The sequence below is a fragment of the Paraburkholderia acidipaludis NBRC 101816 genome, assembly GCF_000684975.1.
GTDB lineage: Bacteria > Pseudomonadota > Gammaproteobacteria > Burkholderiales > Burkholderiaceae > Paraburkholderia > Paraburkholderia acidipaludis.
The window spans coordinates 51,524-71,912 of the sequence record NZ_BAXZ01000011.1 but is presented as its reverse complement, the minus strand read 5'-3'; the positions used below and the strand labels follow the sequence as shown (position 1 = coordinate 71,912).

Sequence of the window (20,389 nt, the reverse complement as noted above, 5' to 3'; positions counted from 1 at the left end):
CGTCAATGGAGAACACGACAATGGATGTGCTGTACATCGGGGGGCTAGCGGTATTCGCGGGGCTCACATATGCGTTGATCGCCGGCTGCGAGAAGCTCATGCAGTACCGGCGCGCCGATCAAGGCGCTACGGGAGCTCGTTCATGACCTGGATTCTGTGGTTGTCGGGGGCAGCAACGCTCTTGCTGTTCGTCTATCTGGTCCATGCGCTGCTGCGCGCGGAGGATATCGAATGAACGGCAACAATCTGCTGCAAGCCGGGATTTTCATCGTCGTTCTGCTCGCGCTTGCCGTGCCGGTCGCGGGCTATATCACGCGCGTGCTCGACGGACGCTCGCGTGTCGTGCGGCTCTTCGCACCCGTCGAGAATCTCCTCTACCGCCTGGCCGGTGTCGATCGCGAGTCCGAGATGGACTGGAAGCGTTATGCGCTCGCCACCGTCTCGTTCAACGCGCTCGGTGCGCTGTTCCTCTACGTATTGCTGCGCGTCCAGGGCTGGCTGCCGGGCAATCCGCAACAGTTCGGTCCGATGACGGTGGACGGTGCGTTCAATACGGCAGTCTCGTTCGTCACCAACACGAACTGGCAGGACTACACGCCCGAGCAGACCGTGAGCTATCTCACGCAGATGCTCGGCCTCACCGTGCAGAACTTCCTTTCGGCGGCGACGGGCATCGTGGTCGTGATCGCACTGATCCGTGGTTTCGCGCGCCACTCCATGAAGACGATCGGCAACTTCTGGGTCGACCTCACGCGCACGACGCTCTACGTTCTCGTGCCGATGGCGGCGATCATCGCTGCGCTCCTGATGAGCCAGGGCATGATCCAGAACTTCAAGTCGTATCAGGACGTGCCGACACTGCAGACCACGACCTACGCCGCGCCCAGGCTTGACGCCCAGGGCAACCCGGTGAAGGACGCGCAAGGCAACGCCGTGACGGTCGACACGAAGGTCACGACGCAAACGCTCGCCATGGGCCCGGTGGCTTCGCAGGTCGCCATCAAGATGCTCGGCACCAACGGCGGCGGCTTCTTCAATGCGAACTCGGCGCATCCGTACGAGAACCCCACGCCGTTCTCGAACTTCGTGGAAATGATCGCCATCCTGATCATTCCGGCCGCGCTCTGTCTCGTGTTCGGCAATGTGATCGCCGACCGGCGCCAGGGGATTGCCGTGCTCGCGGTCATGACGATTGCGTTCGCGGTGGCGGTGGGCTTCGAGCTGAACGCCGAGCAGGCCGGCAACCCCATGCTGACCTCGCTGAACGTCGATCAGCACGCGAGCGCGCTGCAGGCCGGCGGCAACATGGAAGGCAAGGAAACGCGCTTCGGCATCGCGCAGACCGGCATCTTCGTCGTGGCGACGACAGCGGCCTCGTGCGGCGCGGTGAACGCGGCGCACGACTCGCTCACGCCGCTCGGCGGCCTGGTTCCGATGCTGCTCATCCAGCTCGGCGAAGTGATCTTCGGCGGCGTTGGCTCGGGGCTCTACGGCATGCTCGTATTCGCGCTGCTCGCGGTGTTCGTGGCGGGTCTCATGATCGGACGTACTCCTGAGTATGTGGGCAAGAAGATCGAGTCCTTCGAGATGAAGATGGTGGCGATCGTCGTGCTGCTCACGCCGATGCTCGTGCTCGTGGGCACCTCGATCGCCGTGCTGACCGACGCGGGCAAGGCGGGCATCGCCAACCCCGGCGCGCACGGCTTCTCGGAAATCCTGTATGCGTTCAGCTCGGCCGCGAACAACAACGGCAGCGCCTTCGCAGGGCTTTCGGTGAACACGCCGTTCTATAACTGGCTGCTCGCCATCGCCATGTGGTTCGGTCGCTTCGGCACCATCGTTCCGGTGCTCGCCATCGCCGGCTCGCTCGCCGGCAAGAAGCGCATAGCCGTTACCGGCGGCACGCTGCCCACGCATGGCCCGCTCTTCGTCGTGCTGCTGCTCGGCACCGTGCTGCTCGTCGGCGCGCTGACCTACGTGCCCGCGCTCGCCCTCGGCCCCGGCGTCGAGCATCTGATCATGATGGGCGTGCACTGAACAGGACTACTTCAAAATGAATCAGCATAGTGCAACACGGTCCATGTTCGATCCGGCGCTCGTGCGTCCGGCCATCGTGGACTCGTTCCGCAAGCTAAAACCGCGCACCCAGTTGCGCAACCCCGTGATGTTCTGCGTGTACGTGGGCAGCATCCTCACGACGATCCTCTGGGTCGCGGCGCTCATGGGGCAGGCCGAAGCGCCCGCGGGCTTCATTCTCGCCGTCGCGCTGTGGCTGTGGTTCACGGTGCTCTTCGCGAACTTCGCCGAAGCGCTCGCCGAAGGCCGTTCGAAGGCGCAGGCCGCATCGCTGCGCCAGGCCAAGCGCGACGTGATGGCGAAGAAGCTCAACGAGCCGCATCCGAAGGCGCCCATCCGCATCATGACCGCTTCGGACCTGCGCCGCGGCGACGTGGTGCTCGTCGAAACCGGCGACACGATCCCGGCCGACGGCGAAGTGATCGAAGGCGTGGCCTCGGTCGATGAGTCGGCGATCACGGGCGAATCCGCGCCGGTGATCCGCGAGTCGGGCGGCGACTTTTCTTCGGTGACGGGCGGTACGCGCGTGCTCTCCGACTGGATCGTCGTGCGCGTCACGGCGAACCCGGGCGAGGCGTTCCTCGACCGCATGATCGCGATGGTGGAAGGCGCGAAGCGTCAGAAGACGCCGAACGAGATTGCCCTCACGATCCTGCTCGTCGCGCTGACCATCGTGCTGCTGCTCGCTACCGCGACGCTGCTGCCGTTCTCGATCTTCTCGGTCGAAGCCGCGAAGATGGGGCACGTCGTGACGATCACCGCGCTCGTCGCGCTGCTCGTGTGCCTGATTCCGACGACGATCGGCGGTCTGCTTTCGGCGATCGGCGTGGCGGGCATGAGCCGCATGATGCAGGCCAACGTGATCGCCACTTCGGGCCGCGCCGTGGAAGCCGCCGGCGACGTGGACGTGCTGCTGCTCGACAAGACCGGCACGATCACGCTCGGCAACCGCCAGGCGTCGGCGTTCGTTGCCGCGCCGGGTGTCCAGGAAGAAGCGCTCGCGGACGCCGCGCAACTCGCTTCGTTGTCCGACGAAACGCCGGAAGGCCGCAGCATCGTCGTGCTCGCGAAGCAGCGCTTCAACATTCGCCAGCGCGACATGGCGACGCTGCATCCGGTGTTCCTCGCGTTCAGCGCGCAGACGCGCATGAGCGGCGTGGACCTCCAGGGCCGCGAGATCCGCAAGGGCGCGGCCGACGCGATCAAGAACTACGTCGAAGCGAACGGCGGCCGTTTCCCGGCCGAAGTCGAGACGGCGGTGGACGACGTCGCGCGCCGCGGCAGCACGCCGCTCGTCGTGGCGCAGCGCGCGGAAGGCGCGAGCGCCCAGGTGCTCGGCGTGATCGAGCTGAAGGACGTGGTGAAGGGCGGCATCAAGGAACGCTTCGCCGAACTGCGCAAGATGGGCATCAAGACCGTGATGGTGACGGGCGACAACCGCCTGACCGCCGCCGCGATCGCCGCCGAAGCCGGTGTGGACGACTTCCTCGCGCAAGCGACGCCGGAAACGAAGCTCGCGACCATTCGCGAACACCAGGCGCAGGGCAAGCTCGTGGCGATGACCGGCGACGGCACCAACGACGCTCCGGCGCTCGCGCAGGCCGACGTCGCGGTGGCGATGAACACCGGCACGCAGGCCGCGAAGGAAGCGGGCAACATGGTCGACCTCGACTCGAACCCGACCAAGCTCATCGAGATCGTCGAGATCGGCAAGCAGATGCTCATGACGCGCGGTTCGCTGACGACGTTTTCGATTGCCAACGACGTCGCGAAGTACTTCGCGATCATCCCGGCAGCGTTCGCGACCACGTATCCGCAACTGCGCGTGCTCGACGTCATGCATCTGACTTCGCCGGCGTCGGCGATCCTTTCGGCGGTGATCTTCAATGCGCTCATCATCGTGATGCTGATTCCGCTGGCGCTCAAGGGCGTGAAGTATCGGCCGCTCGGCGCGGCGTCGCTGTTGCGCCGCAACCTGCTGGTGTACGGCCTCGGCGGCATTCTCCTGCCGTTTCCGTGCATCAAGCTGATCGACATGGTTCTGGCCGCGTTCGGCTGGGTCTGACCGGCACACATGCACATTCGGGAAAGAACATGAAATCGTTGCAGTTTCCACTAATACGCCCTCTCATCGTGATCTTCGCCGTGCTCACGGCACTCACGGGTCTCGCCTATCCGGCCGTGATGACCGCGTTCGGCCAGGCGGTGTTCCACCGCCAGGCCAACGGCAGCCTCGTCGAATCCGACGGCAAGGTCGTGGGCTCCGAGCTGATCGGTCAGCAGTTCGACGCGCCGCAGTACTTCTGGGGCCGCCTCTCGGCCACCTCGCCGAATCCGTACAACGCGACGAGCTCGGGCGGCTCGAACCTCGGCCCGACCAACCCGGCGCTAGCCGACGAAATCAAAGGCCGCATCGCCGCGCTCAAGGCGGCGGGCACCGATGTTTCGCAGCCGATCCCGGCGGACCTCGTGACCTCGTCGGGCAGCGGCCTCGATCCTGAGATTTCGCCTGCCGCGGCGGCGTATCAGATCGAGCGCGTAGCGAAGGCGCGTCACCTGAATCCGTCGGATGTGCAGGCGCTCGTGGATCACTACACGAAGGGCCGCCAGTTCGGCATTCTCGGCGAGCCGCGCGTGAACGTGCTCGAATTGAACCTCGCGCTCGACGGCAAGCAGGTCGGCTGAGCGTCGCGGTCGCCCCAACCGCACGCCGCGGCAAGCGCGGCGTGCGGTTTGCCGTTTTGTTTGCCATTCAGGCGCCGCGGTGAGACGATCAGCATGACTCATCATGGCACACGCGACTCGCGTGGTCAGAAGCGCACAACCCGAACTCCGATCCGCATGAACCGTCCCGATCCCGACGAACTGCTCGACCGACTCCAGCGCGACGAGGAAAAAGCGCGCCGCGGCAAGCTGAAGATCTTCTTCGGCGCGTCGGCGGGCGTGGGCAAGACCTACGCGATGCTGCAGGCCGCGCGCCGGCGCGCGGAAGAGGGTGTCGATGTCGTCGTGGGCATCGTCGAGACGCATGGGCGCAGCGAGACCGCCGCGCTTACGAGCGGGCTCGACGTGCTGCCGCGTTCGCAGATCGTCTATCGCGGCCGCACGCTCGAAGAGTTCGATCTCGATGCCGCGCTCGCGAGGAAGCCGCAGCTCGTGCTTGTCGACGAACTCGCGCATTCGAACGTGCCCGGCGCGCGCCACATGAAGCGCTGGCAGGACGTCTACGAATTGCTCGATGCGGGCATCGACGTTTATACGACGGTCAATGTTCAGCACCTCGAAAGTTTGAACGACGTGGTCGGGCAGATCACCGGCATCCGCGTCTGGGAAACCGTGCCCGACCGCGTGTTCGACCATGCCGACGAAGTGACGCTCGTCGACCTGCCGGCCGAGGAACTGCTCGACCGCATGCGCGACGGCAAGGTCTATATGCCCGCGCAGGCCGAGCGCGCGGTGCGCAACTTCTTCCGCAAGGGCAACCTCATCGCGCTGCGCGAACTCGCGCTGCGCCGCACGGCCGATCGCGTCGACGCGCAGATGCGCGAGTACCGCGCCGACCGCTCGATCCAGCACGTCTGGCAGGCGCGCGAGCGGCTGCTCGTCTGTGTCGGCCCCGGCGCCGAAGCCAACGCGCTCGTGCGCGCGGCGGCGCGCCTCGCGGCGAGCCTGAAGGCCGACTGGATCGCCGTCTATGTCGAAACGCCGAAGCTCCAGCGCTTGCCCGACGCCACGCGCGAACGCACGCTCGGCGCGCTGAAGCTCGCCTCGGAGATGGGCGCGGAAACGGCCACGCTCGCGGGCGAGGACGCGGCCACGACACTCGCGGGCTATGCGCGGCTGCGCAACGTCTCGAAGCTGGTGGCGGGCGCTTCGCTGCGCACCGGTGTCTCGCGCTGGCTGCGCCGGCCGTTTGGCGAGCGTCTCGCGGAAAAAGCCGGCGACGTCGATCTCACGCTCGTGCGTGCGGCGGCGGGCGACACCACGCTCGCGCGCGAGCCCTCCGGCGCCGGCGCGGCGACGCGCGCGGCGAATGCGTGGCGCGACGCCTTCGCGCCGGGCGGCGGCCATCGCTCGCCGCCGCGCGCGTATGCGGCTGCGCTCGTGATCTGTGCCTGCATCACGCTGGTATCGAGCCAGCTGATCGACCGCATCGACCTCGCGAACCTTGTGATGCTCTACCTGCTCGGCGTGATCTTCACGGCGACGCGGCTCGGGCGCGGGCCCGGCGTGCTGCTTTCCTTCGCGAGCGTGGCGGCGTTCGACTTCTTCTTCGTGCCGCCGCGCATGTCGTTTTCGGTGAGCGACACGCAATATCTGCTGACCTTCATGGGTATGCTGCTGACCTCGCTCGTCATCAGCCACCTCACGTCGAGCCTGCGCCGCGAGGCGAGCATCGCCCAGCGCCGCGAGCAGCGCACGGGGGCGATGTACGCGATGGCGCGCGAGCTGGCGGCGGCGCTGACCACCGAGCAGATCGTCGGCATCGGCAGCCGTCATGTGAGCGAGGTGTTCGGCGCGCGCGTGGCGCTCCTGCTGCCCGACAGCGCCGACAAGGTCCAGCAGAAGATCGAGGAGCCCGATCCGCAGATCATGCTCGACGCCGCGAGCCTCGATACCGACGTAGGGCAGTGGGTGTACGACCAGCAGAAGCCCGCCGGCCGCGGCACCGACACGCTGCCGGCCGCGTTGGCGCGCTACCAGCCGCTCAAGGCGCCCATGCGCACGCGCGGCGTGCTCGCGGTCGTCACGCGCGATCCGCACGAATTGCAGGTGCCCGAGCAGCAGCGCATGTTCGACGCGTTCGCCGCCCAGATCGCGCTCGCGCTCGAACGCGTGCACTACGTCGACATCGCGCGCGACGCGCTCGTGAACATGGAGTCGGAGCGGCTGCGCAACTCGCTGCTCTCGGCCATCTCGCACGACCTGCGCACGCCGCTCACGACGATCGTGGGCTTCTCGTCGATGCTCGCGCAGACCTGGGAGGCGACCGGCGCGCCCGAGGATCCCCGTTCGGGAGAACTGATCGAAGCGATTCACGACGAGGCGCTGCGCATGACCGGCATCGTCACGAACCTGCTCGACATGGCGCGCCTGCAGGCCGGCAGCCTGAAGCTGAACCGCCAATGGACGCTGCTCGAAGAGACCGTGGGCGCGGCGCTCGCTGCGTGCCGGCGCGTGCTCGCGCGCCATCCTCTCCAGGTCAGGCTGGAGGAAGGTCTGCCGCTCCTGCAGCTCGACGCCGTGCTGATGGAGCGGCTCTTCTCGAACCTGCTGGAGAATGCGGCGAAGTACACGCCGCCCGACACGCCGCTCGCCATCGGCGCGCGGCGCGTCGACATCGGCGGCGCGCCGTTCGTGCGCGTGACGATCGACGACAGCGGGCCGGGCCTGCCGGCCGGCATGGGCGAGCGCATCTTCGAAAAATTCACGCGCGGCGAGAAGGAATCCGCCAAGCCCGGCATCGGGCTCGGGCTCGCGATCTGCCGCGCGATCGTCGAGGCGCACGGCGGTACAATCGGCGCGGGCAACCGGGTCGACGACGACGGACGCGTGCTCGGCGCCTCGTTCTGGTTCGCGCTGCCCGTCGAGTCGCCGCCGCCGCTGCCCGCGGACACGGAAGAGGGCGAGCCGGCCGCCGCGTCCCCCGCTCCTGCCGAACTCAAACCCGTAGCCGATTCGAAGCCCTCCCATGAGTGATCCGAACATTGCCGTCGTCCTGATCGAGGACGAGAAGCAGATCCGACGTTTCGTGCGCGCGTCGCTGGAAGGCGAGGGGATCGTCGTCCACGATGCCGAGACGGGCAAGCAGGGCCTCGTCGAGGCCGCCACGCGCAAGCCCGACCTCGTGATCGTCGATCTCGGCCTGCCCGATACCGACGGCCTCGACGTGATCCGCGAGCTGCGCGGCTGGAGCGATCTGCCCGTGATCGTGCTTTCGGCGCGCACCCAGGAAAGCGAGAAGGTGGCGGCGCTCGACGCCGGCGCCGACGACTATCTGACCAAGCCGTTCGGCGTCTCGGAACTGCTCGCGCGGATCCGTGCGCATCTGCGCCGGCGCAACCGCGGCGGCGCGAACGAGGCGCCGCAGGTGAGCTTCGGCGAGGTGACCGTCGACCTGGGCCTGCGCCAGGTGACGCGAGCGGGCGCGCCGGTTCATCTGACCCCCATCGAGTACCGCCTGCTCGCTACGCTCGTGCGCGACGCGGGCCGCGTTCTCACGCACCGGCAACTGCTGCGCGAGGTGTGGGGGCCGTCGCACGTGGAGAGCAGCCACTATCTGCGCATCTATATGGCGCATCTGCGCCAGAAGCTCGAGCGCGACCCGGCGCAGCCTGAACATATCGTCACCGAAACGGGCGTGGGTTATCGGCTGGTGGGCGTGCAATGAGCAGGGAAGGACGACCGGCGTTATAATTACAATTCTGTAAGGACGACCTTGCAGTTTTTTATTCCGTTCGGGGACGACCCCATTTTCAACAGGGAGCGTCCCGTATGTCCTGGTTCCTTCTCCTCATTGCCGGCCTGCTCGAAGTGGCATGGGCCGCGGGTCTCAAGTCGTCCGACGGCTTCACGCGGCTGTGGCCGTCCGTATTCACCATCGTCACCGCGCTCGGCAGCTTCGGGCTGCTGGCCATGGCCATGCGGCAATTGCCGCTCGGCACGGCCTACGCCGTGTGGACCGGCATTGGCGCGGTGGGCGCCTTCCTATTCGGCATTGTCGCCATGGGCGAGACGGTTTCCGTCGCGCGTATCGCGAGCGCCGCGCTCATCGTGCTCGGGCTCGTGGGACTCAAGCTGTCGTCGTCGGCCTGAAAGCGGGGCGACTGGCGAGGTATGCGGCGCCGCGCCTGTTGCTTCTGCGGCAAACCGACCTGCGGTGCAGCAAAATGCGTAGCTATAATGGAATGGTCATAGCCCCATAACATTGCTGCGCGCCGCAGGCGCGATGGCTCTCCGTGCCACGCGAGGAGACAAGCCATGCTGGAACCACTTTCGCTTGCCGCGGGCCTGTCGTGGGGCAGCGGCCTGCGCCTCTATCTCACGGTGTTCATGGCCGGGGTGATGGAGCGCCTCGGCCTGATCCATTTGCCCGACACCTTGGCCGTTCTCGGTTCGCCGTGGGTGATCGGCGTCGCCGCCGCGCTCACCATCCTCGAATTCCTCGCTGACAAGATTCCCGCGTTCGATTCGCTCTGGGACGCGCTCCACACCTTCATTCGCATTCCCGCCGGCGCCGTGCTCGCCGCGGGCGCGATGGGGCACGCGGATCCGACCGTGCTCGCGATCGCCGCGCTGGCGGGCGGCACGCTCGCCGGCACCGCGCATCTCGCCAAGGCCGGCACGCGCGCGCTCATCAACCTCTCGCCGGAGCCGGTCTCGAACGTCGTCACGTCGAGCACCGAGGATGGCATTACCTTCGTTGGCCTGTTGCTGGCGTTCTTCGTGCCGCTCCTGTTTCTCGTGCTGCTCGCCGGCTTCCTCGTGCTTGCCGCATGGGCGCTGCCGCGCCTGTGGCGCGGTGTGCAAGGCGGCTTTCGCGGCATGGCGGCGCATATGGTCTCGCGCTTTTCCCTGCGGAGCCGTCACGATTGAGCGGTACTGCTCATTCTTCGTCCTCCGCGAAGCTCCCGCTTAGCGAGGGCGGCCCCGGGTTGCCGCGGCCGCAGGCGCCTCGTCCGGGTGCTACCCCGCAGACGCAGGCGGCTCCCGGCGTCCTCGATATCCTGCGTCTGGCTGCCCGCATGACCGCGCGCGACTGGCGCGCGGGTGAGCTGACGATGCTGCTCCTCGCGCTGGTGCTGGCGGTGGCGGCGCTCGCCAGCGTGGGCTTTCTCGCCGACCGGCTCGATCGCGGGCTCGAACGCGACGCGCGCCGTATGATCGCCGCCGATTTCATCGTCCGCGCCGATCATCCCGTCGATCCGATGTTTCTGCGCGAGGCCCGGTCGCTCGCGCTGCGCACCGCGACCACGGCGATTTTTCCGAGCATGGTGAGCGCCGACGCGGCCAACGGTCAGCCGCTCTCGCGCCTCGCGGCGATCAAGGCGGTATCGCCGGAGTATCCGCTGCGGGGGGCGCTGCGGATCGAGACCGAGCCCGGCATCCCCGATCGCGAGGCCGAGGGCATCCCGCCGCCCGGTACGGTCTGGGTGGACGACGAATTGCTCGACGCGCTCAAGCTGCATATCGGCAGCACCGTGAAGGTGGGCAACCGCAACTTCATCGTGGGTGCGGTCATCACGCGCGAACTGGACCGCGGTTTCTCGTTCGTCAACTTCTCGCCGCGCCTCATGATGCGGGCCGACGAGCTGGCTTCCACAGGCCTCGTCACCTATGGCAGCCGTGTCGTGTACCGGCTGCTCGTCGCGGGCGTCGATCCTGCCGTCGCGCAGTTCGCCGCGTGGGCGCATGCGCGCGCGGACGGCGGCAAGATGCGCGGTGTGGGCCTCGAATCACTGCACGACGGCCAGCCGCAGGTGCGCGAGACGCTGGACCGCGCGCGCCACTTCCTCACGCTCGTCTCGCTGCTCACCGCGCTGCTCGCCGCCGTGGCCATCGCGATGGCCGCACACCGTTACACGCGGCGGCATCTCGACAGTTGCGCCGCCATGCGGTGCCTCGGCGCGAGCCAGCGCACGCTGCGCGTGCTCTTCGTCCTCGAATTTCTCGGCCTTGGCCTGCTGGGCGGGGCCGTCGGCGTCGCGCTGGGCTATGCGGGCCACTACGCGCTGCTGATCTGGCTCGGCAATCTGATCAGTGTCCAGTTGCCGTATCCAGGGCCGTTGCCGGCGCTGGAAGGTGTTGCGGCCGGCCTCGTGCTGCTGCTCGGCTTTGCGTTGCCGCCGCTGTTGCCGCTCACCCGCGTGCCGCCCGTGCGCGTGCTGCGCCGCGAGTGGGGCGAGGCGGGGCGCACCGCGTGGGCCGCCTATGGCGTGGGCATCGTGCTTTTCGCGGGACTCCTCGTGATCGCGGCGGGCGAGCTCAAGCTCGGCGGCATCGTGGCGGGCGGTTTCGCGATCGGGCTCGTCGTTTTCGCGGGCGTCGCGCGGCTCGCGCTGTGGTGCGCGGCGCGCCTCGCGCGCAGCGAGCGCCTCTCCGGCCAAGTGCGCGCCGGCCTCGGCTGGCGGTACGCGCTGGCTTCGCTCGAGCGGCGCCCCGGCGCGAGCGCGCTGCAAATCACCGCGCTTGCCATCGGCCTCATGTGCCTCCTGCTGATTGCGATGACACGCAACGACCTGATCGACGGCTGGCGCAAATCGACCCCGCCCGATGCACCGAACGAATTCCTCATCGACATCCAGCCCGATCAGCACGACGCCGTGGCGGCCTGGCTGAGCGCGCACGGCTTTGCGGATGCCGCGCTCGAGCCGATGGTGCGCGGCCGGCTCATCTCGATCAACGGCAAGCCCGTGGATCCCGAGCACTACAAGAGCGAGGACGCGAAGCGTCTTGTGGACCGCGAGTTCAATCTCTCGTACACGACCCACCTGCCCGACGACAATCGCATTACCGCCGGCAACTGGTACGGCGAAACGAGCGCGCCGCAGCTTTCGATCGAGGCGGGACTCGCGAAGCTGCTGGACGTGAAGCCGGGCGACGTGCTCAAGTTCGACGTGACGGGGCTCGAAGTGACGGCGCCCGTGACGAGCGTGCGCAAGCTCGACTGGGGTTCGTTCAAGGTCAACTTCTTCGTGCTGATGCCGCCCGCGCTGCTGCGCGACTTTCCGGCCACCTACATCACGAGCTTCCATCTGCCGGATACGCGGCGCAGTGTCGTGGATTCTCTCGTGGCGCAGTATCCGAATGTCACGGCCATCGACATCGCCCCGATCCTCGCGCAGATTCAGCGCATGCTCGAGCAGGTGATCGGCGCCGTGCAGTTCCTCTTTCTCTTCACGCTGGCGGCCGGCGTGCTGGTGCTGTGTGCCGCGCTGGCCGGCACGCGCGACGAGCGCATGCGCGAGTCGGCGCTGCTGCGCGCGCTGGGGGCGTCGCATCAGCAGGTGCGCGCGGTGCAGGTGGCGGAATTCGTCGCGGTGGGCGCGCTGGCGGGACTCATGGCGGCCGTCGGTGCCCAGATCGTGGGCTCCCAGCTCGCCACGCACGTGTTCCAGTTCTACCTGCCGTTCGATCCGTGGCTCGTGCCCGCGGGCATCGCGGCGGGCGTGGCCTGTGCGGGCGTGGGCGGCTGGATCAGCCTGCGCCACGTGCTCGCCCGGCCCGCGCTGCAATCGTTGCGCGACGCGTGAGCAGCGGCTTGAGCGTCGCGCCTGCGCCAGAGCGGCGCGCCGCTGTCGCCGCGTCGCTATGCGAAAATCGTCGTTTCGGCCGGCGTATCGCTACGCCGGCATCGCTCTCAACGTTTTTGCATCGATTTTCCGTATGACCGATCCAGCCGACGAAGCGCCGCAGCAGCCTGCGGCCTTCGAACTCGTCGGCGGCGAGGCGCGTGTGCGCGAGCTCGTCGACCGCTTCTACGACCTGATGGACCTCGAAGCCGATTTCGCGGGCATTCGGGCCTTGCATCCACCGACGCTCGACGGCTCGCGCGACAAGCTGTTCTGGTTCTTGTGCGGCTGGCTTGGCGGCCCCGATCACTACATCGAGCGCTTCGGCCATCCGCGTTTGCGCGCGCGGCATCTGCCGTTTGCGATCGCCTCGTCGGAACGTGACCAGTGGCTGCGCTGCATGGCCTGGGCGATGGAGGACGTCGGCTTGCCCGAGCCGCTGCGCGAACGCCTGCTACATTCGTTTTTCGACACGGCCGACTGGATGCGTAACCGCCCGGGTTGACGTCCGGGGGGATGTCATTCGCCGGGGCCATTCCGGCGCGATTGGCCCGGCTTGCCCGCCGGTACAGTCCGGCAGGGCACGCGGCAACTGCATTTCGGCACGCCTCGCGGGCGGCTCATAATGTGGCGCTGGTGCGATAAACAGCTTTGCATGGGACCGCACCAAGCGCTAAAGCGCCAAGTGCGGTCTACAGCTTTGCATGGGACCGCACTAAGCGCTAAAACGCCAAGTGCGGTCGACAGGAGACTTGAAGCATGACTACCCGCGCATTGTTTCGCGAAGATGCCTATCTGACGCACTGCGACGCAACGGTCGTCGCCGTGGGAGAGGACGGCGTGCGTCTGGATCAGACCGTGTTCTATCCGCTCGGCGGCGGCCAGGCCGGCGACACCGGGGCGCTCGTGCTCGGCGACGGCTCGCGCATCGAGATTGCCGACACGCGCAAGGCGAAGTTCGAGGGCGCCACCCCGGACGACGCCCTGCACGTGCCCGCGCCGGGCCAGGAGGCCTTGCTTGCGCGTCTTGCCGCGGGCGAGGCGGTGCGTGCCGAGATCGACTGGGCGCGCCGTCATCGCCACATGCGGCTGCATACGGCGAGCCATCTGATGTGCGCGGTGCTGCCGTATTCCGTAGACGGCTGCAGCATCACGACCGACTATGCGCGCCTCGATTTCGCGACGATCGAGCCGATCGAGCGCGAGAGGGTGGAGGCACGGCTGGCGGAGCTGGTGGCGGGCGCGCATCCGGTCGCGACCGAGTGGATCACCGACGAGGAAATGGCGGCGCGTCCCGAACTCGTGCGCACGATGAGCGTGAAGCCGCCGATGGGCCTCGGGCGCGTGCGGCTGTTGCGTATCGAGAGCGTGGATCTGCAGCCCTGCGGGGGCACGCATGTGCGCAACACGAGCGAGATCGGTGCGCTGCGCGTGGCGAAGCTCGAGAAGAAGAGCGCACGCACGCGGCGTCTCGTGCTGGAGCTCGCATGACGCAAGGCGAGGCCTTGCCCGATGCGCGAGACGTGCTGGACTTCTGGTTCGGCGCGCCGGGGTCGCCCGAATACGGCACGGCGCGCAAGATGTGGTTTCGGAAGAGCGAAGCGTTCGATGCGCGGCTGCGCGAGCGCTTCGGCGTTTTGCTGGATGCAGCGTGCGCGGGCGAGCTCGACGCGTGGGCCGCGACGCCTGAAGGCACGCTCGCGCTCGTAATCGTGCTCGACCAGTTCTCGCGCAACTGCCATCGCGGCACGCCGCGCGCGTTCGCCGCCGACGGCCGTGCCCTTGCCATGGCCCGGCGCCTCGTGGCAAGCGGGGAAGACCGCAGGCTTCCTACGCTCTATCACCGCGTGTTCGCCTATCTGCCGTTCGAGCATGCCGAATCGATGGATGCGCAGCGCGAGTCGCTGCGCCTCTTCGGGGAACTGCGCGGCGAGCTGCGGCACGACCCGCAAGGCAAGAGCTACTACGACTATGCCGCGCGCCACGCAAGCGTTGTCGAGCGCTTCGGACGCTTTCCGCACCGCAATGCGCAACTCGGGCGCGCGTCGAGCGAAGCCGAGCTGGCTTTCCTGCGCGAGCCCGGTTCGTCGTTCTAGCGTTCTACGGAGAGGGGCGCACGGGCTCAGCGCCCGCCGCTCACGTCGATGAGCGCGCCGCTCACGTACGACGCGGCATCGCTCAGCAGCCATACGATCGCTTCGGCCACTTCGTCGGCGCTGCCGGGACGGCCGAGCGGCGTTTGCGCCCCGAGCACGGCCGCGCGCTCGGGGCGTCCGCCGCTCGCGTGGATCTCGGTGTCGATGAGGCCGGGGCGCACCGCGTTCACGCGCACGCCCTGCGGGCCGAGTTCCTTGGCAAGGCCGATCGTCATCGTGTCGATGGCGCCTTTGGAGGCGGCGTAGTCGACGTACTCGCCGGGCGAGCCGAGCCGGGCCGCCGCCGACGACACGTTCACGATGACACCGCCGTCGCCGCCGCGATCCTTCGACATGCGCCGCGCCGCTTCGCGGGCGCACAGGAACGCGCCGTAGACGTTCACGTCGAACACGCGCTTCATGCGCTCGGCGCTCATGTCGGCGAGCGGCGTGGACGGCGCCACGATGCCCGCGTTGTTGACGAGCGCGTCGATGCGCCCGTAGGCGCGCTCGAGCGTCTCGAACATCGCGACCACGTCGGCCTCGTTCGACACGTCGCCGTGCAGCACGCGCGCATGGCCGCCCGCGCGGCCGACTTCGGCAGCGGTTTCGTCGGCGGCCGGTTCGTTATGCTGATAGTTGACGCCCACGGCCCAGCCGCGCGCGCCAAGGAGCCGTGCGGTCGCGCGGCCAATGCCGCGGCTCGCGCCGGTGATCAGGACGACCTTGCTCATCGGTGTGTCCCCATCGTATGCAGGGTTGGAATACGATCGGGTCGGCCTAGACCTTCTCGCGCATATCGGACCACTTGTCCTGCGCGGGCGCGCGGTAGCGTTCCAGCTTCTCGATGAGCACGGCGGGATCGCTGTCCACCTGCAGCAGGTCGAAGTAGGTCTGGCGCATGAAGCCCTCGCGCACCGTATGCTGGAGCAGCGCGATGAGCGGATCGTAGAAGCCGTCGATGTTGAGCACGGCGACCGGCTTGTGGTGATAGCCGAGCTGCGCCCACGTGTAGACCTCGAACAGCTCTTCGAGCGTGCCCGCGCCGCCGGGCATGGCCACGAACGCATCCGCGAGATCGGCCATCATCTTCTTGCGATGATGCATGTCGGGTACGACGTGCAGCTCGGAGAGGCCCTCGTGGCCCACTTCCTTGTTCACGAGCAGCTCGGGTATCACGCCGATCGCGCGGCCGCCTTCGGCCATCACGGTGTCGGCGATCACGCCCATCAGGCCCACCTTGCCGCCGCCATAGACTAGGCCGAGGTCCGCCGCGACGAGCGCCCGGCCGAAGGCGCGGGCCGCTTCGGTGTAAACGGGGCTGGCTCCGTGCGAGGAGCCGCAATAGACACAGACCGCTTTCATTCGCGCACGTCCTTGTTGTCGCGCGCCGCGCCGTCGCGCGGCGGCAGATAGTCGTAGAACTCGCGCTTTTCCAGCTTGCCGGAGACGAGGTCGTCGAAGAGCTGGCGCGCGCGTCCGCGCAGGTACGGCGCCATCAGCGAAACGATCTGCACGCTCACCTGGTGGAGCTCGTCGCGGATCGCTTCCTGGTCGTTGTACTTGCGCGGGTTCATCACGAACTGGTAGGAGAGCCAGTAGGTGGCGATCACGCCGATGTTGGTCGCCGTCACGTCGATCTCGGCGGGCGTGGCCACCATTTCGCCGTCGGCCACGAGCTGCTCGCAGAACTGCTTCGCGAAGTGCACCTTGTGGCTGATGATCTGCTTGAAATGCATCTCCAGCGTGCGGTTGCGCGCAAGCAGGTCGTTCAGGTCGCGGTAGAGGAAGCGGTAGCGCCACGTGAAGTCCACCATGTACTGCAGATAGGCCCACATCTCGTCGATGGTGGCGCGATGGTCCTCGGGAAAGCGCAGACGCTTTTCGATCTCCTGCTCGAACTGGCCGAAGATGCTGTTGATGATGTCGTCTTTGTTGCGGAAGTGGTAGTACAGGTTGCCTGGACTGATTTCCATTTCCTCGGCGATGGTCGTCGTGGTGACGTTCGGCTCGCCGATCTCGTTGAACAGCTTCAACGAGAGTTCGAGTATCCGTTCGCGTGTGCGGCGGGGAGTTTTGGCTTCCATGTCGTCCGGCCCAGAAAGTGCCGGGCTCGCGCGCCGCCGCAGGGTTGCTGCCGCGCGAACCGCCCGGACACGGTTGGTCTTTTTAAGACTATCGAACGATTATAAACCGACGATTCGGCCTGTAAGGAACCGCAACGGGGGCGGGGCGCGGGCGCCGATGCGCCCGGCATCCCAGGGCGGGGTTTACAGCGAGGCGAGCCAGTGCACGAACGGTGGGCCGAAGAGCGGTACGAGGATCAGCCCCCATGTCATCACGCACAGGACGAGCGCCACCGTGACGGCCGCACTGCCGAGATCCTTGGCGCGTTTCGAGAGCTCGTTGCGCTCGAGGCCGATGCGGTCGATGGCGTTTTCGATGCTCGAATTGATGAGCTCGACGATCAGGACGAGCATCACCGAGCCGAGCAGCAGCACGCGGGCCACGGGTTCCACCGGGATGACGAGGCCGATCGGCAGGAGAATGGCCGCGAGCGTGAGCTCCTGGCGGAATGCGCTTTCCTCCTCGATCGCCACGCGAAAGCCCGCAATCGAGTTCTTGAGCGCATGCCAGGCGCGCGTGACGCCGCGATTGCCCTTGTACGGATTGAACGGCGGCGGCGCGAGCGGATCGTCCGGGCCGAGCGGTTCGTGGGGTTCGTGCGGATCGGCGGGCTCGGCCGCGTCGTGGTGCGAGAGCGGCGGTTGGGGCGCCTCGTCCACGGCCGTGTCTGCCGCGTGGTCTGGATGAGCGGACGCGGCGCGCCGCTGCACCGCGACGGCGGCGGGCTGGGCGGATCCCTGCGGTAACGGCGAGCGTGGCGGCATGGCGGTGCGGGCGGGCGCACCAGTATCGCACGCCGCCCGGGTCGTTGCGCCGGACGCATCCGCCGCGGCAACCGCTTTGGGCGCGTTCGTGGGCGGATCCTGCGTGCCCTCGTCGGTGGGCACGCGCGCTATCGAGGGCCGGGTCATGGCGAACCTCCCGGCTTCAGGCCGTGGCGCTCGATTCCTGCATCGTCGTGCGCGGCCGCGGCTTGAGGTGCGAGGCGAACTGCTCGGACGCGGCGCGCCACGAGAAGCGTTCGGCCCATTCGCGCGCCGTCGCGCGGTCGATCTTGAGCGCTTCGAGGCAAGCCTCGCGCAGATCCTCGTTCATCGCGCCCGCATGGCCGTTGCCGAGCACGTCGATCGGGCCCGTCACCGGATAGGCGGCGACCGGCGTGCCGCACGCGAGCGCCTCGAGCAGCACGAGCCCGAAGGTGTCGGTGCGGCTCGGGAACACGAACACGTCGGCGGCGGCATAGACCTTCGCCAGTTCGGGCTGGCTCAGCACGCCGAGGTAGTTCGCCTGCGGGTAGCGCGACTTAAGCTCGGCGAGCGCCGGGCCTTCGCCGCAGACCCATTTCGAGCCCGGCAGATCGAGCTTGAGGAACGCCTCGACGTTCTTCTCCACGGCCACGCGGCCCACATAGAGAAAGATCGGGCGCGCGGTGTTGAGCACCTTCGAATCCATCGGCTCGAAGATGTCGAGATCGACGCCGCGCGTCCACAGCACGACGTTCGTGAAGCCGAACTTCTCCAGGTCGGCCTTTACGACCGGCGTGGGCGCCATCACCGCGAGCGAAGGCTTGTGGAACCAGCGCAGGAAGCGATAGGTGGCCGAAAGCGGAATGCCGAAGCGCGCCTGCACGTACTCGGGAAAGCGCGTGTGATAGGCGGTCGTGTACGGCAGGTCGTGCTCGATGGCGTAGGCGCGCGCGGCGAGGCCGAGCGGGCCTTCGGTGGCGATGTGCAGCGCGTCGGGGCCGAACTCGTCGATGCGCTTGCGCAGATGGCGCTTCGGAAACAGCGAGAGGCGAATTTCGGGGTAAGTCGGGCACGGGATCGTGCGGAATTCCAGCGGCGTAAGCAGGTCGACCTGATGCCCGAGCGCGATCAACTCGCGCGTCGTGTTCTTGAGCGTCCGTACTACGCCGTTGACCTGCGGCTCCCATGCATCGGTCACGATCATTACTTTCATCGGTCCTCGGCCCTCTCGTATTGCGGTGTTGCGGTTGTTCTGGCCCGGCCAGGTCGGTCCGGCTATGGGCACGGGGCGATCCGCGTTCTGGCGGATCGCCGGGCGCGCGTTCAGGCGCTCATGCGCTTACGCGTGCCTTACGCGAGGCGCCTTGCGCCTCGGGGGCCTGCATTACCGTCCAGTAGACGATGCGCAGTTCGCCCTCGACGGTTTCGACGAGCGCCGAGAGGCTTTCCACCCAGTCGCCGTCGTTGCAGTACAGCACGCCGTCGATGTCGCGAATCTCGGCTTTGTGGATGTGGCCGCAGACCACGCCGTCGCAGCCGCGGCGGCGCGCTTCGTCGGTCATCACGCGCTCGAACGACGAGATGAAGTTCACGGCGTTCTTCACCTGGTGCTTGAGGTACTGCGAGAGCGACCAGTACTGGAAGCCCAGCTTCGCGCGGATGCGGTTGAACCAGCGGTTCAGCACGAGGATCAGCGTATACGCCGAGTCGCCGAGGTAGGCGAGCCACTTGGCGTGCTGGATCACGCCGTCGAACAGATCGCCGTGCACGACCCACAGGCGCTTGCCGGCGAGCGTCGTGTGAAATGCTTCGTCGCGCACGTGGATGTCACCGAACGCGAGGTTGCAGAACTGGCGCGCCGCTTCGTCGTGATTGCCCGGGATGTACACGACCTGGGTGCCCTTGCGCGCCTTGCGCAGCACCTTCTGCACCACGTCGTTGTGCGCCTGCGGCCAGTACCAGCCCTTTTTCAACTGCCAGCCGTCGATGATGTCGCCGACGAGGTACAGGTATTCCGACTCGTTGTGACGGAGAAAATCGAGGAGGTAGTTCGCCTGGCAGCCGTTCGATCCGAGGTGGATGTCGGAGAGCCAGATGGTGCGGTAGCGATGCGGGGCGGGATGGTCGTCGTCGTGGGGGCCGGTGGCGGTGTCGCTGGAGAGCGGCGGCGGCGGTGGAGAAAAGGTGGCGCCGCCAGAGCCGGAGTGGAAAGCGGCGGGGTCGGTGGCCGGTCCGGTGGTCTGCCGGAACAGCGTGGTCGCGGTCGGGTTCTGGGCCATGGCTCGCGCTGCGGGTTTGCAATACGCGCATTGCGCCATGCGGGCGTGACGGTGCCGTGACAGTCACAAGATGTTCTTGTTACGCGGTCCTGCGGTGTGGCGAAATGGCCAGAGCTAGCGGGGCACGGCGGCGATGCGCGTGCCCGCGATACGGTCGTGCAGAAATTGGCGGCTGGCGCCGAAGCGTGCGCTCGCGACCCAGAGTGCGAACCAGACGACCTCGAGCAGGAGCGTGCGCGGAATCGAGAGGTTGATGAGCGGATGCAGCGCAAGCGGCGGCAGGAACCAGAGCCAGGCAGCGAGGTAGCGCAGCGTTGCGCGTGGGAGCGAGGGCGGCGTGCCGTGCGGGCCGACCACGCGCAGGCGCCAGGTCTTCATCGGCAGTGTCTGCCCGCCGCGGTGCCAGCAGCCGACGAAGTAGACACCCGCCACGATCGCGATCCAGACCGACAGCAGGTGATGATAAGTGAGGCCGTTGCGCTGGCGCAGGGCGAGGCTGAACGCGAGCCCGGCGATGAAGACCACGCCGAACAGCAGCACGCTTTCGTACAGAAGCGCGGCCAGGCGCCGGCGGATGGACGGAGGCGCCCCGGCGCTCGTGGCGGCGGGGGACGCTTGCATCTCGGCGATGGCGGGTTCGGTCACGGTGGCGCCGGAAATCGGAACAGGGACGGAGACAGGACGCCCCAAGCATACCTGCGAACGCCCCCAGTGCGGCACCCAGGGGAAAGCAG

20 protein-coding genes are annotated in these 20,389 nt (G+C 67.5%); 13 read left to right on the top strand and 7 right to left on the bottom strand.

All coding sequences use genetic code 11. The features are described from left to right. Nucleotides 1-20 precede the first annotated feature (20 nt). The 13 genes from BAC01S_RS35580 to BAC01S_RS14935 all read left to right on the top strand — a co-directional run bounded on the left by BAC01S_RS35580 (nt 21) and on the right by BAC01S_RS14935 (nt 14,464). Nucleotides 21-146 (top strand): hypothetical protein, encoded by a 126-nt coding sequence (locus BAC01S_RS35580; RefSeq protein ID WP_027795506.1) that lies wholly within the window; start codon nt 21-23, stop codon nt 144-146. Beyond that, on the top strand, nt 143-235 hold the full coding sequence (gene kdpF / locus BAC01S_RS14990; protein WP_027795505.1) for a K(+)-transporting ATPase subunit F: 93 nt from the start codon (nt 143-145) through the stop codon (nt 233-235). Before BAC01S_RS35580 ends, kdpF begins: the two co-directional genes overlap by 4 nt. Continuing rightward, nucleotides 232-2,037 carry a potassium-transporting ATPase subunit KdpA gene (kdpA, locus tag BAC01S_RS14985; RefSeq protein WP_027795504.1) on the top strand — a complete coding sequence of 602 codons (1,806 nt, stop codon included), beginning with the start codon at nt 232-234 and terminating at the stop codon, nt 2,035-2,037. The genes kdpF and kdpA overlap by 4 nt, the downstream gene beginning before the upstream one ends. 16 nt (nt 2,038-2,053) lie before the next feature. Beyond that, the gene (kdpB, locus tag BAC01S_RS14980; RefSeq protein ID WP_027795503.1) at nt 2,054-4,141 is read left to right on the top strand and encodes a potassium-transporting ATPase subunit KdpB; all 2,088 of its coding nucleotides are present in this window, start codon (nt 2,054-2,056) and stop codon (nt 4,139-4,141) included. A 29-nt stretch (nt 4,142-4,170) separates the two neighbouring features. After that, nucleotides 4,171-4,761, top strand: coding sequence for a potassium-transporting ATPase subunit KdpC (gene kdpC / locus BAC01S_RS14975; RefSeq protein WP_027795502.1), 591 nt, complete (start codon nt 4,171-4,173; stop codon nt 4,759-4,761). A 156-nt stretch (nt 4,762-4,917) separates the two neighbouring features. Beyond that, entirely contained in the window at nt 4,918-7,776 is a 2,859-nt protein-coding gene (locus tag BAC01S_RS14970) for a DUF4118 domain-containing protein (RefSeq protein ID WP_027795501.1), read from the top strand. Continuing rightward, on the top strand, nt 7,769-8,467 hold the full coding sequence (gene kdpE, locus BAC01S_RS14965) for a two-component system response regulator KdpE (protein WP_027795500.1): 699 nt from the start codon (nt 7,769-7,771) through the stop codon (nt 8,465-8,467). The genes BAC01S_RS14970 and kdpE overlap by 8 nt, the downstream gene beginning before the upstream one ends. Before the next feature lie 104 nt (nt 8,468-8,571). After that, complete coding sequence (gene sugE, locus BAC01S_RS14960) at nt 8,572-8,892, top strand: quaternary ammonium compound efflux SMR transporter SugE (protein WP_027795499.1); 321 nt, start codon at nt 8,572-8,574, stop codon at nt 8,890-8,892. 165 nt (nt 8,893-9,057) lie between these two features. Beyond that, nucleotides 9,058-9,672: a DUF4126 domain-containing protein gene (locus BAC01S_RS14955; protein ID WP_027795498.1), complete on the top strand. Its 615-nt coding sequence runs from the start codon at nt 9,058-9,060 to the stop codon at nt 9,670-9,672. A 149-nt stretch (nt 9,673-9,821) separates the two neighbouring features. Beyond that, on the top strand, nt 9,822-12,329 hold the full coding sequence (locus BAC01S_RS14950) for an ABC transporter permease (RefSeq protein ID WP_027795497.1): 2,508 nt from the start codon (nt 9,822-9,824) through the stop codon (nt 12,327-12,329). A gap of 133 nt (nt 12,330-12,462) precedes the next feature. After that, nucleotides 12,463-12,873, top strand: coding sequence for a group II truncated hemoglobin (locus tag BAC01S_RS14945; RefSeq protein WP_027795496.1), 411 nt, complete (start codon nt 12,463-12,465; stop codon nt 12,871-12,873). A 254-nt stretch (nt 12,874-13,127) separates the two neighbouring features. After that, complete coding sequence (locus BAC01S_RS14940) at nt 13,128-13,859, top strand: alanyl-tRNA editing protein (protein ID WP_027795495.1); 732 nt, start codon at nt 13,128-13,130, stop codon at nt 13,857-13,859. After that, nucleotides 13,856-14,464, top strand: a complete 609-nt coding sequence (locus tag BAC01S_RS14935) for a DUF924 family protein (protein WP_027795494.1) — start codon at nt 13,856-13,858, stop codon at nt 14,462-14,464. The genes BAC01S_RS14940 and BAC01S_RS14935 overlap by 4 nt, the downstream gene beginning before the upstream one ends. Before the next feature lie 26 nt (nt 14,465-14,490). On the opposite strand, the gene BAC01S_RS14930 is transcribed toward BAC01S_RS14935, so the two are convergent. From BAC01S_RS14930 to BAC01S_RS14900, 7 genes are all read right to left on the bottom strand, one after another. Next, nucleotides 14,491-15,237: an SDR family oxidoreductase gene (locus BAC01S_RS14930; protein ID WP_027795493.1), complete on the bottom strand. Its 747-nt coding sequence runs from the start codon at nt 15,235-15,237 to the stop codon at nt 14,491-14,493. 46 nt (nt 15,238-15,283) lie between these two features. Continuing rightward, entirely contained in the window at nt 15,284-15,868 is a 585-nt protein-coding gene (locus BAC01S_RS14925; protein ID WP_027795492.1) for an LOG family protein, read from the bottom strand. Further along, nucleotides 15,865-16,590, bottom strand: a complete 726-nt coding sequence (locus tag BAC01S_RS14920; RefSeq protein WP_027795491.1) for a TetR/AcrR family transcriptional regulator — start codon at nt 16,588-16,590, stop codon at nt 15,865-15,867. The genes BAC01S_RS14925 and BAC01S_RS14920 overlap by 4 nt, the downstream gene beginning before the upstream one ends. 183 nt (nt 16,591-16,773) lie before the next feature. Beyond that, entirely contained in the window at nt 16,774-17,394 is a 621-nt protein-coding gene (locus BAC01S_RS31360; protein ID WP_084168593.1) for a diacylglycerol kinase, read from the bottom strand. 163 nt (nt 17,395-17,557) lie between these two features. Further along, on the bottom strand, nt 17,558-18,589 hold the full coding sequence (locus tag BAC01S_RS14910; protein ID WP_027795490.1) for a glycosyltransferase family 4 protein: 1,032 nt from the start codon (nt 18,587-18,589) through the stop codon (nt 17,558-17,560). A gap of 118 nt (nt 18,590-18,707) precedes the next feature. Further along, nucleotides 18,708-19,655, bottom strand: coding sequence for a UDP-2,3-diacylglucosamine diphosphatase (locus BAC01S_RS14905; protein ID WP_027795489.1), 948 nt, complete (start codon nt 19,653-19,655; stop codon nt 18,708-18,710). 114 nt (nt 19,656-19,769) lie between these two features. After that, entirely contained in the window at nt 19,770-20,276 is a 507-nt protein-coding gene (locus tag BAC01S_RS14900; protein ID WP_084168592.1) for an RDD family protein, read from the bottom strand. Nucleotides 20,277-20,389 lie beyond the last annotated feature (113 nt).

What these genes read in the sequence shown, in the direction of transcription:
- BAC01S_RS14955 (WP_027795498.1), top strand. Translation starts at nt 9,058, where the DNA reads ATGCTGGAACCACTTTCGCTTGCCGCGGGCCTGTCGTGGGGCAGCGGC.
- kdpF (WP_027795505.1), top strand. Translation starts at nt 143, where the DNA reads ATGACCTGGATTCTGTGGTTGTCGGGGGCAGCAACGCTCTTGCTGTTC.
- BAC01S_RS14970 (WP_027795501.1), top strand. Translation starts at nt 4,918, where the DNA reads ATGAACCGTCCCGATCCCGACGAACTGCTCGACCGACTCCAGCGCGAC.
- BAC01S_RS14920 (WP_027795491.1), bottom strand. Translation starts at nt 16,590, where the DNA reads ATGGAAGCCAAAACTCCCCGCCGCACACGCGAACGGATACTCGAACTC.
- BAC01S_RS35580 (WP_027795506.1), top strand. Translation starts at nt 21, where the DNA reads ATGGATGTGCTGTACATCGGGGGGCTAGCGGTATTCGCGGGGCTCACA.
- BAC01S_RS14900 (WP_084168592.1), bottom strand. Translation starts at nt 20,276, where the DNA reads ATGCAAGCGTCCCCCGCCGCCACGAGCGCCGGGGCGCCTCCGTCCATC.
- BAC01S_RS14910 (WP_027795490.1), bottom strand. Translation starts at nt 18,589, where the DNA reads ATGAAAGTAATGATCGTGACCGATGCATGGGAGCCGCAGGTCAACGGC.
- BAC01S_RS14925 (WP_027795492.1), bottom strand. Translation starts at nt 15,868, where the DNA reads ATGAAAGCGGTCTGTGTCTATTGCGGCTCCTCGCACGGAGCCAGCCCC.
- sugE (WP_027795499.1), top strand. Translation starts at nt 8,572, where the DNA reads ATGTCCTGGTTCCTTCTCCTCATTGCCGGCCTGCTCGAAGTGGCATGG.
- BAC01S_RS14930 (WP_027795493.1), bottom strand. Translation starts at nt 15,237, where the DNA reads ATGAGCAAGGTCGTCCTGATCACCGGCGCGAGCCGCGGCATTGGCCGC.
- kdpC (WP_027795502.1), top strand. Translation starts at nt 4,171, where the DNA reads ATGAAATCGTTGCAGTTTCCACTAATACGCCCTCTCATCGTGATCTTC.
- BAC01S_RS14905 (WP_027795489.1), bottom strand. Translation starts at nt 19,655, where the DNA reads ATGGCCCAGAACCCGACCGCGACCACGCTGTTCCGGCAGACCACCGGA.
- BAC01S_RS14950 (WP_027795497.1), top strand. Translation starts at nt 9,822, where the DNA reads ATGACCGCGCGCGACTGGCGCGCGGGTGAGCTGACGATGCTGCTCCTC.
- BAC01S_RS14945 (WP_027795496.1), top strand. Translation starts at nt 12,463, where the DNA reads ATGACCGATCCAGCCGACGAAGCGCCGCAGCAGCCTGCGGCCTTCGAA.
- kdpE (WP_027795500.1), top strand. Translation starts at nt 7,769, where the DNA reads ATGAGTGATCCGAACATTGCCGTCGTCCTGATCGAGGACGAGAAGCAG.
- BAC01S_RS14940 (WP_027795495.1), top strand. Translation starts at nt 13,128, where the DNA reads ATGACTACCCGCGCATTGTTTCGCGAAGATGCCTATCTGACGCACTGC.
- BAC01S_RS14935 (WP_027795494.1), top strand. Translation starts at nt 13,856, where the DNA reads ATGACGCAAGGCGAGGCCTTGCCCGATGCGCGAGACGTGCTGGACTTC.
- BAC01S_RS31360 (WP_084168593.1), bottom strand. Translation starts at nt 17,394, where the DNA reads ATGCCGCCACGCTCGCCGTTACCGCAGGGATCCGCCCAGCCCGCCGCC.
- kdpB (WP_027795503.1), top strand. Translation starts at nt 2,054, where the DNA reads ATGAATCAGCATAGTGCAACACGGTCCATGTTCGATCCGGCGCTCGTG.
- kdpA (WP_027795504.1), top strand. Translation starts at nt 232, where the DNA reads ATGAACGGCAACAATCTGCTGCAAGCCGGGATTTTCATCGTCGTTCTG.